Annotated in this window: 10 protein-coding genes; 4 read left to right on the plus strand and 6 right to left on the minus strand. The window is 37.9% G+C overall.

The annotated features are described in order from the left end of the window. Nucleotides 1–169 precede the first annotated feature (169 nt). Nucleotides 170–1,996 (plus strand): YgiQ family radical SAM protein, encoded by a 1,827-nt coding sequence (locus F5613_RS08835; protein WP_179399454.1) that lies wholly within the window; start codon nt 170–172, stop codon nt 1,994–1,996. 96 nt (nt 1,997–2,092) lie between these two features. Here the strand turns inward: F5613_RS08835 and F5613_RS08840 are convergent, their stop codons facing one another. Together F5613_RS08840 and rlmB are read right to left on the minus strand one after the other, a co-directional pair. Further along, entirely contained in the window at nt 2,093–2,473 is a 381-nt protein-coding gene (locus F5613_RS08840; RefSeq protein ID WP_179399455.1) for a RidA family protein, read from the minus strand. Between the two features lie 72 nt (nt 2,474–2,545). Then, nucleotides 2,546–3,292: a 23S rRNA (guanosine(2251)-2'-O)-methyltransferase RlmB gene (gene rlmB / locus F5613_RS08845; RefSeq protein WP_179399456.1), complete on the minus strand. Its 747-nt coding sequence runs from the start codon at nt 3,290–3,292 to the stop codon at nt 2,546–2,548. Between the two features lie 216 nt (nt 3,293–3,508). Here rlmB and F5613_RS08850 point away from each other — a divergent pair, with 216 nt between their 5' ends. Then, nucleotides 3,509–4,360, plus strand: a complete 852-nt coding sequence (locus F5613_RS08850; RefSeq protein WP_179399457.1) for a DNA-3-methyladenine glycosylase family protein — start codon at nt 3,509–3,511, stop codon at nt 4,358–4,360. Between the two features lie 68 nt (nt 4,361–4,428). Continuing rightward, nucleotides 4,429–4,632, plus strand: a complete 204-nt coding sequence (locus F5613_RS08855) for a hypothetical protein (protein ID WP_079683369.1) — start codon at nt 4,429–4,431, stop codon at nt 4,630–4,632. A gap of 89 nt (nt 4,633–4,721) precedes the next feature. On the opposite strand, the gene F5613_RS08860 is transcribed toward F5613_RS08855, so the two are convergent. The 4 genes from F5613_RS08860 to F5613_RS08875 form a co-directional block, all read right to left on the minus strand. After that, the gene (locus F5613_RS08860) at nt 4,722–6,383 is read right to left on the minus strand and encodes an IS1182 family transposase (protein WP_246303380.1); all 1,662 of its coding nucleotides are present in this window, start codon (nt 6,381–6,383) and stop codon (nt 4,722–4,724) included. A gap of 133 nt (nt 6,384–6,516) precedes the next feature. Continuing rightward, entirely contained in the window at nt 6,517–7,671 is a 1,155-nt protein-coding gene (galK, locus tag F5613_RS08865; protein ID WP_179399458.1) for a galactokinase, read from the minus strand. Between the two features lie 49 nt (nt 7,672–7,720). Further along, the gene (locus F5613_RS08870; protein ID WP_179399459.1) at nt 7,721–9,004 is read right to left on the minus strand and encodes an MFS transporter; all 1,284 of its coding nucleotides are present in this window, start codon (nt 9,002–9,004) and stop codon (nt 7,721–7,723) included. A 50-nt stretch (nt 9,005–9,054) separates the two neighbouring features. Further along, the gene (locus tag F5613_RS08875; protein WP_179399460.1) at nt 9,055–10,131 is read right to left on the minus strand and encodes an aldose epimerase family protein; all 1,077 of its coding nucleotides are present in this window, start codon (nt 10,129–10,131) and stop codon (nt 9,055–9,057) included. Nucleotides 10,132–10,318: 187 nt separating this feature from the next. Between F5613_RS08875 and F5613_RS08880 the strand changes: the two genes are divergently transcribed. After that, nucleotides 10,319–12,283 carry an alpha-L-arabinofuranosidase C-terminal domain-containing protein gene (locus F5613_RS08880; RefSeq protein WP_179399461.1) on the plus strand — a complete coding sequence of 655 codons (1,965 nt, stop codon included), beginning with the start codon at nt 10,319–10,321 and terminating at the stop codon, nt 12,281–12,283. Nucleotides 12,284–12,430: the final 147 nt, after the last annotated feature.

A 12,430-nucleotide genomic window follows, 5' to 3' on the forward strand; every position in this document is an offset into this window, starting at 1 on the left:
AACTTCTGTATATTTACTTGCATAGGAATCACTCTTTGGTAATGACTATAAACTGAATTGATCAAAAATGAGGGTCTGTGTTTTTTTAGCGAATGATATAGTATAGCAATGGGTAATGCTTAAAAACGAGCTTTGTAATTATATCAATAAAAAGATATACCTTTGCAGCATGAATAAATACAGACTGGAAGATTGGTTGCCTACTACTAAAAAAGAAATAGAGGCAAGAGGGTGGGATTACGTGGATGTAATTTTCTTTTCGGGAGATGCCTACGTTGATCATCCTTCTTTTGGCCCGGCTGTAATTGGCCGAACATTGGAAGCCCTGGGGTTGCGAGTTGCTATTGTACCACAACCTAATTGGCGTGATGATTTACGTGATTTTAAGAAGCTGGGAATTCCACGGCTATTTTTTGCAGTTAGTGCTGGTGCTATGGATTCGATGATAAATCATTATACAGCCAACAAACGTTTACGTAGTGACGATGCGTACACTCCTGATAAAAGAGCTGGAATGAGACCCGATTATCCAAGTATCGTTTATACACAAATATTAAAGAAGTTATATCCTGATATCCCGGTTGTATTGGGTGGCATAGAAGCTTCTTTGCGCCGCCTTACTCATTATGATTATTGGCAAGATAAGCTTAAACCAGGTATATTGATTGAGAGTAGGGCTGATTTACTTATTTATGGAATGGGAGAACAGCCATTAAGATCTCTTGTAAACAAATTAAAAAGAGGTGTTCCATTTTCCGATATAAAGGATATTCCACAGACGGCCTATTTAACTTCGTCGGAGGATGTATCTGCTCATATACTACCTGGAGATATAAATCTCTTTTCTCATGAAGAATGCTTGCTTGACAAACTGAAACAGGCTAAAAACTTCAAACATATTGAAGAAGAATCCAATAAGATGGAAGCATCCAGGATTATTCAGCGAGTTGGTAATGAATCAATAGTTGTGAATCCTCCTTTTCCTCCAATGACAGAGGCTGAGTTGGATGCCAGTTTTGATTTGCCATATACAAGACTTCCTCATCCTAAATATAAAGGAAAGACAATCTCTGCATTTGATATGATACAGTTTTCTGTAAACTTACACAGAGGTTGTTTTGGAGGTTGTGCCTTTTGTACTATTTCAGCACATCAAGGAAAATTTATTGCTTCCCGAAGTAAAGATTCCATTTTAAAAGAGATAAAGATTATTACAGGTATGCCCGATTTTAAAGGGTATCTAAGTGATTTAGGCGGTCCTTCGGCTAATATGTACCGAATGAAAGGAAAAGATATATCGATATGTAGGAAGTGTAAAAGACCGTCTTGTATTTCTCCTAAAGTGTGTAAAAATCTGAATGCTGATCATACACCAATGCTTGAGTTGTATAAAGAAGTTGACAGTATTCCGGGGATAAAGAAATCATTTATTGGAAGTGGAGTTAGATATGATTTGTTATTAAACAGGTATGATGATAATGCGTTGAATGATTCGGCTAATAAATATATGAGGGAGCTTATTGCTCATCATGTGTCCGGTCGTTTGAAAGTGGCGCCAGAACATACTTCAGATGAAGTACTAAAACAGATGCGTAAACCTTCATTTACCCAGTTTGGTCAGTTTAAGAAAATATTCGATCGTATAAATAAGGAAGAGGGATTAAATCAGCAATTGATTCCTTACTTTATTTCAAGTCACCCGGGATGTACTGAGGCGGATATGGCTGAGTTGGCTGCAATTACAAAAGATCTTCATTTTCATTTGGAACAGGTGCAGGATTTTACGCCGACACCAATGACGCTTGCTACTGAAATGTATTACACAGGCTATCATCCCTATACATTGGAGAAGGTTTATACAGCCCATACAAAAGAACAAAAATTAGCGCAAAGGCAATTTTTCTTCTGGTATGACAAGTCTTATAAAAATCAAATAACCAAGACATTACAACGTTTAGGAAGAAAAGATCTTATTTCCAGACTTTTTGGAAAATAGTGATCGCCAGTATACTTTGATGCCATTGTAAACTATCATATACAGATAAGGCTTTCATAAATTATGAAAGCCTTATCTGTATATGATAGGGAATTATTATTCTTTTACAGCAATAACCTCAATTTCAACTAATCCGTTTTTGGGTAATGTTTTAACGGCAACAGCTGAACGAGCAGGGAAGGCACCTTCGAATTGAGATGCATAGACGGTATTCATTGCGGCAAAATCATTCATGTCGGCAAGAAAAACAGTTGTTTTAACCACATCATTCATCGTATAGCCTGCTTCCGTAAGAATAGCATTCATATTTTTGAAAGACTGAATAGTCTGTTCGGTTACTCCACCCTCGGCAAAAGCTCCGGTTGAAGGATCAATACCAAGCTGACCAGACATGAATAACATATTCCCAACCTGAATTGCCTGGCTGTACGGACCAATTGCAGCAGGAGCGTTAGATGTTGAAATTACTTTTTTCATATGAATCTAATTTATATTTGAGGTCTGAAACCTACTATAGTTAAATATTCAGCAAATTTTAATCGTTAAAACTTAGTGTTTTTCGTTCATTCTTTGTCTAACAACCTCGTAAACAAGAATTGAAGATGCTACGGATACATTCAATGAACCAATAGTTCCAAATTGAGGAATCTTTACCATTTGGTCGCACATTCTAAGGTTATCCATAGAAACACCCGTATCTTCAGCACCCATAACAATGGCTACAGGTCCGTCGTATGTCACAGCCGTATAATTTTCATAAGCTTTTTCGCTGGCAGCATAAACTTTGACTCCTGATTCCTGCAAGAATTTAATAGCTTGTGTAATGCTTTTTTCTTTACATACCGGAAGTACATGCAGTGCACCAGCTGATGTCTTCATTGCATCTGCATTTACTGTTACACTTCCTTTAGATGGAATAACAATGGCATCAACACCTGCACATTCACATGTTCTGGCAATAGCACCAAAATTACGTACATCTGTAACGCCATCAAGTAGAACAATGAATGGATTCTTACCCTGTTCGTAAAGAAATGGAATGATGTCTTCCAATTTCTGATAACTGATTGCCGGAATAAAGGCAATTACTCCCTGGTGATTTTTACGGGTAACACGGTCTAGGCGTTCAGCTGGGACACGTTGCACAGCAATCTCTCTTCCTTTAAGTGCGTCAAACAACTCTTTAGATAGATCGCTTTGTAAATCCCTTTTCACAAGGATTTTGTCTATTTCCTTTTCTGCCAGGATTGCTTCTATTACGGCACGGATGCCAAATATCATTTCATTTTCTTTCATCTGATTTGCGTAAAATAAAAGGTCGACAATTAATATCAACCTTGAATGTAATTGTTTATGTTGTCTGATTGACTACAAAGATAGCTCATTTCGATTTACATGATACCATGAATCATGAAAAATCTGGTTAACTGACCTTTAATAGTAAGTAAACCTTTTATCTTTAAGGTTTGTTTTGTTGGTATTGAATATATAAAGGAGTTAAATAAAAAGAAAATGCAAATATTGGAGGTTGCTGAAGGTGTAATTTTATCTAGACCGGATAGCTTTAATATGAATCAGATTATTACTTCCGGACAATGTTTCCGTTGGGATGAAATTAAGACGAATGTTTGGAAGGGGGTTGCTTTCGATACATTGTTGGAAATAGAACTTCTGGATGATAATTCTTATTTATTTAAATGTACAAAGGAGACCTTTTATTCACTTTGGTATGATTATTTTGACTTTGAACGAGATTATGAACAAATAAAAAGGAGTGTTTCAGGAGATAGTTTTCTTGAGAAGGCAGTTGTCGTTGGAGATGGAATACGTATTCTTCGTCAGGATCCTTTTGAAATGCTTATTACATTTATAATTTCGCAATGCAGTAATATTCCTAAGATAAAAACAAATGTAAATATCTTATGTCAAAAATTAGGAGCTTATGTCGAGGATAAACATGGAAAAGATGGATATTATCTTTTCCCCACTCCAAAGGCCCTGGCCGAAAATCCGGAATTGATTGCTTCTTGCGGTGTAGGATATCGTGATAAATACATTGTTAATGCAGCACGCAAAGTGCTGACAGGCGAATTGAATCTTGACCATTTACGAACGGTTAGCAGAGAAGAGGCCTTTGATGCATTGATATCTTTATATGGGGTGGGGCGGAAAGTTGCCAATTGTGTGTTGTTGTTCGGGTTGCAACATCTTGACGGCTTTCCCATTGATTTATGGATAAAGAAAGTGCTCGATAAACATTATCAAGGTCTGTTCGATACATCCAGATACAATGGTTATAGAGGCGTAATTCAACAATATATGTTCTACTATGGCCGTACATTGGGAGCTTCTTATTTTGAGTAAATAAGTAGATTTTGGCAAGTTGCTCATTTTTGTTTACCTTTGTACAATAATTAATAACACCCAAATTTATGGATGTAGAAAAACTTTTATCTGAAGGCATTGTTTTTAAAGGAGCTAAAAATCCGGTTAATCCCGATGAAGTTCGAAAAATAAAAACCAAAGCTAAGAAATCGACGTATGTTAAAGGAACTCACGGATCGGATTCTGCAAAGATGAAGGCCGAAATAAAAAGGCGTAAAGCTGCCAGATCCAGTCAGAAGAAAAGAGGTTGATTTTATTAAAAAGTATAAAAAAGAGGGTGTGTCAAAACAAAGTAATTGGCACATCCTCTTTCTTTTTTGTTTCGTTTTTCAAAAAAGCTTCAAGCCGCCCATTTTGGATTGATTTTTCTTTCGATTCGATTTTGATCGCTTATCACCTCATAAAACGCTGTTTTCAGAGTAATTTTCCTGTTATAAAAGCCCTTTGATATCCCTTTAGCTGCTTTTGCACACATCTTTTTTATGTTGAAGGCTATGGCAAAGAAGGCAAAGTCCATGGTGACTTTGTCGAGTCCGAAGTGACGGAATCGACGGTATGCCATATTGTATTTCATTTGTCCGAAAACGGCTTCTGGTTCTATAGGTCGTTTGGATCGGTGTTCAAGTCCCTCATCCGAGATCAGCTTCTCACGGGCTTTGCGTTTATATTCCACGAGTCTGCGGTTAACTTCGATGGAGCGATTCCCCTTGGCTTTGAAGCATCCGGTCCGAAGAGGGCATCCTTCGCATCTTGCTGCCCTGTAGCGATGTGATTCGGTAATATATCCGCTAGCTGTCCTTCCATGAGTCTTACCCACAAAGGTCATATGCTGCCCCATGGGGCAAACATAGTAATCATCTTTGGCATTATAATATAAATTATCCACCAGAAAAGGATTATTCTTAAACGAACGCTTCTGCTCTTTGTGGAACCAGTTGTATTTTACAAAAGACTCTATATCATGTTCTTCCATAAAACGATAATTCTCCTCCGATCCATAACCGGAGTCGGCAACGGCTTTGCCGGGAAGCCGGTTGTAACGTCCGGAAAACGAGCTAAGGAAAGGTATAAGGGTTAATGTGTCTGTAGGGTTGGGGAACAGGGAAAAGTCGGTGATGAATTGGTTCTCTGTCCCGATTTGTAAGTTGTAGCCGGGTTTGGTCTGGCCGTTGTTCATCGCATCCTCTTTCATGCGCATAAAGGTGGCTGAAGGATCACTTTTGGAATAAGAATTACGATCCCCGAGTGTTTGCAGATGCTGGTCATATTCGGCAAGCTTATCGCCGTGCTTCTCTAACTCTTTTATCTCTTTCTCCCTTGCCCGACGGGCTTTCTTTTCTTCCCTGGTCCTGGCTGCGGGTTGCTCTGCCAGCGCCTCCTTCAACTCCCGGGCAAGATCGGAGATGGCTGCCGGAGTAAACGCCACGGATTGATTCTCTGCTGCTTTATCCTGGGCGATCGTTTCATCAATCTGTTCAAGCAGGATTCTTATTTTATCGAGAAGTTTGTCCCGGTTCTTCTCCACGCTTTTGCGCCAGACAAAGGTATATTTGTTGGCTTTGGATTCAATCTTTGTCCCATCAATGTATTCCACATCCAGACTCACATAGCCTTTACCGGCAAGAAGAAGCACTAGTTGGGTGAAAATCTGGTTAATCTCATGCTTTACCCGATTACGAAAACGGTTGATTGTAATAAAGTCTGGTTTTTCATACCCGGCAAGCCAGATATAATGGATGTCGCGAAGAAGCAGCTTCTCAATCTTGCGACAGGAATAAACGTTGTTCATGTAGGCGTAGATAATCACCTTGAGCATCATCTGTGGATGATAGGGACTACGACCATATTCTTTATAAAGAGCCTTAATATTATTAAGGTCAAGATTGTCAACCAGGGCATTGACTACCCGGACAGGGTCATCTTCAGCAATATCTTCATCAATCCGGCTCGGAAAAAGAAGCGTTTGGTTGGATATATACGGGCGAAAATGTAACTTTGTCATATGAATTTTGAAAACCTAAAGTTACAAAAACTCTAGGAAATAGCAAAGGCCGAGCTTGGGAAAGTTCGACCTTTGTGCATAAAACGAGGGTGTGCCTATTTTGACACACCCCCTTTTAATTTATGAAATTTGATTAGGCAAGTTTTCTTGCACCATCGCTTATTACAACTTCATATAGTTTTGGTTCGTGACCAAACTTCTCTTTGTACGAAGCAAAGGCCTCTTTAATGAATGCATCATGCAATTCGTCTTTAACAAGGTTGATAGTACAACCGCCAAAGCCTCCACCCATTACGCGAGAGCCTGTAACGCCACATTTTTTAGCGATATCATTCAGATAGTCGAGTTCTTCACAGCTTACTTCGTAAAGTTTACTCATCCCATGATGTGTTTCATACATTTTCTGACCTACAGTTTCGTAATCACCACGCTCAAGAGCATCACAAACATCAAGTACACGTTGAACTTCTTCAATTACATATTCAGCACGCATGTAATCCTCTGCCGAAATCTGATCCTTCACCTCCTTAAGCATGTCCATAGTTGCATCACGCAAGAACTCAACTTCAGGATGGTTGTTATTACGGATTGCTGCTGCAGCAGTTTCGCATGACTGACGACGTTTGTTGTAAGCAGAAGAGGCTAATTCGTGTTTTACTACAGAGTCAAGTAAAACCAATTTATAACCTACCGGTTTGAATGGGAAGTATTTGTATTCCAAAGAACGGCAATCCAGACGGATTAAACTTCCTTCTTTACCAAAAACAGATGCAAACTGGTCCATAATACCACAATTAACACCACAATAGTTGTGTTCTGTTGCCTGACCTATTTTAGCAAGTTCAAACTTGTCAATACCAAGATTAAACATATCGTTTAATGCAAAGGCAAACGTACTTTCCAATGCAGCGGATGAAGACATGCCGGCACCCAGAGGAACATCACCTGCAAAAGCAGTATCAAATCCTTGAATTTTACCACCACGTTTGATAATTTCACGACATACACCGAAAATATATCTTGCCCAACTTGCTTTTGGAGCATCTTCTTCGTTTAAACCAAACTCAACATAGTCTTTTAAGTCGATCGAATAGGCCCGAACTTTATCTGTTCCGTTTACCTTGATTTCGGCAACCATTCCTTTATCAATGGCTCCTGGAAAAACAAACCCTCCGTTGTAATCAGTATGTTCTCCAATCAGGTTAATACGACCTGGAGAAGCATAAACTGATCCGACTTCATCATTGAAGTGCTTTTTAAAACGACTTCTTACGTGTTCAATATCCATCTTAATACAAGTTTATTATATACAATATCCTTACAATAAGCCTTACGGATTATTCTACAGGAATGTCTTTGTTAACATTTTTAGAACCGATAAGAGCATAGTAAAGAAGATATGCCATACCTAAGAAGATTACCCAGAAGCTAGCCAAATAGCTTGTTGCATCTGCTACAGCTCCCTGAATCAAAGGTAAGATACCTCCACCACAAACTAATACCATGAAGATACCAGATGCTGTAGCTGTATATTTACCAAGTCCTTCTACTGCAAGGTTGAAGATACCACCCCACATTACAGAAGTACAAAGACCACATAATACAAGGAACATTACACCGATGGGCACTTCAGCTAAACCAAATGAAATATCTGATTGGAATACAGGCATGAATACTTTTGTTTCAAGAGGTCCAAAGATTCCAAGTAATACGAAAATAAGACCAACTGTAGATGCTGCAGCCAACATTGCTTTACTTGAAACTTTTGCAGCAAGGCTGGCACCAGCAACACGGCCAATCAACATAAGGAACCAATATGTTCCGGCAATAGTACCTGCAATAGTTGTTTCGATACCTAAACCACCATTTTCAGGACTTGCAGTCATCAATAAGTTCAGGATGTTAGGAATACCTACTTCAACACCAACATAAACGAAAATAGCAGCAGCACCTAATACAAAGTGACGGAAAGAAAGGGCACTGTGAGAATCTTTTGTTTTAGCTTTGTCTTTAACCATGTGAGGTTCCGGAATGCTAACAAAATACAATACGATAAATGCCAGAGCAAAAATACCTAAAGCAAGGAATAATGCAGGATTGGCATCTTTAATTGTAGGTTGTGCAGCATTACCAATCAGGTAACCACCAAGTACAGGAACAATTGTTGCTCCGAAAGAGTTTACAGAACCAGCAACCTGAATTAACTGATTTCCTTTGTTACCACCACCACCAAGAGTGTTCAACATAGGGTTAACAACTGTATTCAACATACACATTGAGAAGCCTGAAACAAATGCACCAATCAAATATACAGTAAAGCTTTCTGCAAAACCTGAAAGAAACTGAATACCTACACCAGTGAATCCTACAATAATAGCTAATAAAGCTGTTTTTTTATAACCAATTTTTTCTAATAATAATCCTGCCGGAATACCCATAAACGCATAAGCGATAAAGTTAGCGGCATTACCCAACTGAGACATAAAGCTTGATGCTTCAAACTGACTCTTAACAATCAGGGCCATCGGGTTCTGAAGTCCTGTAACAAAGGAAATCATGAAGAATAGAGCAATCATCATTGCGATTGGCAATGCATAATTTTTTTTCTGCGTAGTATTCATTTCTTTTTTAATTAAATAAATTAGTTAGATAGTTTATAATTTGAAATTTTTTATTCGGTTGTAAATTTGAAAATAGTTTTGCTGTCAAACTTTTCTCCCGGACGAAGTGTCGTACTTGGGTATTCTGGTTTATTCGGACTATCAGGGAAATGTTGAGTTTCCAAACATAAGGCAGCTCTTTCCGGATATCTTTGCCCATTTTTTCCAATCAGTTTTCCAGTCATCCAGTTGCCTGTATAAAGCTGAACTCCTGGTTCTGTTGTATATGTTTCCATCACAATACCTGTTTTAGGAGAAGAGCATCTGGCACAAAATGACAGTTCGTTCTTTTCCTTATTTAGAATATACGTGTGGTCGTATCCTTTTCCAAAAATTAGTTGTTCGAAGTTTTCATTAATTCTGGCTCCAACTTCAAAAGCCTTTCTGAAATCCATCGGAGTGCCTTTCACCATTTCTTTCGGTCCATATGGAATGGCTGTACTATCTGTTGGCAGATAATAATCTGCATTAATAGTAAGTAGGTGATCTCCAATATAGGGATCGCCTGCTCCGGAAAGATTGAAGTATGAATGATTGGTAAGATTCAATACAGTTGGCTTGTCAGTTTCTGCATTATACAAAATAACAACTTCATTATTATCTGAAAGGTGATATGTAACAGTTGTTTTCAAATTGCCTGGAAAGCCTTCTTCTCCATCAGGCGAAATATAGGTTAGTTCAAGGGTCTGTGTGTCTTTTAAAACCGCATCCCAAACCACAGCATTAAATCCTTTAATTCCTCCATGAAGACTATTAGGTCCGTTGTTAATTGCCAGTTTATCGTAGGTTATACCGTCAATTTCAAATTTTCCTTTTGCAATACGATTTCCAAATCGACCGCAAATAGCACCGAAATATGGTTCTTCAGATGTAAGATAGTCATCTATTGAATCGTGCCCGGTAACTACATCTACCATTTTGCCTTCTTTATCTTTTACCAACAGCGATACTATTTTGGCTCCAAAATTAGTGACAGTCAGCTCCATTCCACTTTTGTTAACAAGGACGAAGAGCTGAGTTTCTTTACCGTCAATGAGTTTGCTAAAGTTAGCTACCTTTAACCCAGACAGCGTAAGTTCGTTTTTCATGTGTACTTATTTTTCTAAACGGGTGTAAAATTACGTTGTTCTTTGTATTTATGAACTATATAAATGATGTTTTAAAGCATGCATTTGTTTACTTATGCAAATATATAACTTTTTATTGTCTCGACTTCTTACTTTCTTTTACTTTTGTGGCTAGTTTTAGAATAATATTTATGAAAAACCTACTATTATGAATTCTAATTTAAAAAAAGGATTATGTGTTCTTTCATTTTTGACAGCCGGTTTCTCACTTTTCGGTCAATCAACAGAATCTGATTATTTAATTAAAATGGATGTTGATAAAATAGGATCTACAATTCAACCAACCATGTATGGCGTATTTTTTGAGGATATTAACTTTGGTGCTGACGGAGGTTTGTATGCCGAACTAATAAAAAATAGGTCATTTGAATTTGAGTATCCTTTTACAGGATGGACCCCTTTTGGAGATGTATCTATCCGATCTGATAAACCTTGTTTTGACAGAAATCCGCATTATGCCCGGTTAATTAACCGAAAGCAGCTTACAGGAACGGGTTTAATTAATGAAGGATTTAAAGGTATAGGTATCAAGACAAATGAAAAATATGATTTGTCTTTTTACGCCAGAACTTTGAAAAATGAAACTATGAAATTGAAAATTGAAATAGTTTCGGATAAGAACGATATTATTGAATCTAAAGAGGTAAGTATAAATAGCAAGTCCTGGAACAAGTATATGATAACCTTTGCTCCGATGCAAACATGTTCCAAAAGTTCGATTCGCATAACAATGCTTACTACCGGAGTATTGGATATAGAACACATTTCTCTTTTCCCGCAAGAAACATTTAATAATCGATCCAATGGTTTGAGAAAAGATCTGGCAATGGCATTAAAAGACCTCAAACCAGGTGTATTTCGTTTCCCAGGAGGATGTATTGTAGAAGGAACCGACCTTTCTACCCGGTATCAATGGAAAAATACAATTGGTCCGGTTGAGAATCGTCCGATAAATATTAATCGTTGGAACTATACTTTTTCTCATAAAAAATTCCCGGATTATTATCAGTCTTACGGCCTTGGATTTTACGAATATTTTGTACTGAGTGAAGATATTGGAGCGGAGCCATTGCCTGTTCTCAACTGCGGACTTTCCTGCCAATATGAGAATAATGACCCGAATCAGAATTGCCCAGTCGATAAACTCGAGCCCTACATTGAAGATGCCTTGGACTTGATTGAATTTGCAAATGGACCAATTACTTCAACCTGGGGTAAGATTCGTGCGGATATGGGACATCCAGCCCCTTTTAATCTTAAAATGATTGCAATTGGCAACGAGCAATGGGGTACATTGTACACTGAAAGATTGGAGCCATTTGTAAAGGCCATACGCGCTAAATATCCAAATATAAAAATTATTGGAAGCTCAGGCCCTCAAGCAGAGGGTAAAGACTTTGATTTTTTGTGGCCAGAGATGAAGCGGATCGGTGTCGACTTGGTGGATGAACATTATTATCGTTCTCCGGAATGGTTTTTGTCTAACGCAAACAGGTATGATTCTTATGATCGTAACGGACCTAAAGTATTTGCTGGCGAATATGCTTGCCATGCTCCTGACAAAGAGAATAGTTTTCTTTCTGCTTTGTCTGAAGCGGCCTTTATGACCGGACTTGAAAGAAATGCAGATGTAGTTCATTTGTGTACTTATGCACCTTTGTTTGCCCACAAAGAGGCCTGGCAATGGCGTCCGGACTTAATTTGGTTTGATAATTTATCTTTTGTTAAAACTCCTAATTATTATGTACAGCAGTTGTTTGGTAATAACGCCGGTACACATGTGCTAGCCCTTACAATGAATGGAAAGGCAGTATCAGGGCAACAAAATTTATATGCTACTGCAGCAAGCGACGCGAAAGACAACACACTTATTATAAAAATTGCCAATACTGGAATAGATCAGAAAAAGGTCTCATTTATTTTAGATGGATTAAAGGCAGGAGTACACGCGGTAATATTAACACATTTGAATTCATCTGATCTGAACGCTAAGAATTCATTTGAGACTCCCGATCTCATTACCCCTAAAGTTGTTCATTCATATATTAAAGACAATAAAATGGACATTGCTTTACCACCGTTGAGTTTTACTATGTTACGAATTGCACGATAAAACGAATTGAAACAATTGCATTTAGTCCCCGTAGATAGAAGAATTATCTTATTTACGGGGACTTTTAATTATTCACTGCGTATCTTTCAATAATATTTTTTTGAAATTAAGTGTGAAATAATGTTTATATGTTTATATCTTTGTAAA

The sequence above is a fragment of the Macellibacteroides fermentans genome, assembly GCF_013409575.1.
GTDB lineage: Bacteria > Bacteroidota > Bacteroidia > Bacteroidales > Tannerellaceae > Macellibacteroides > Macellibacteroides fermentans.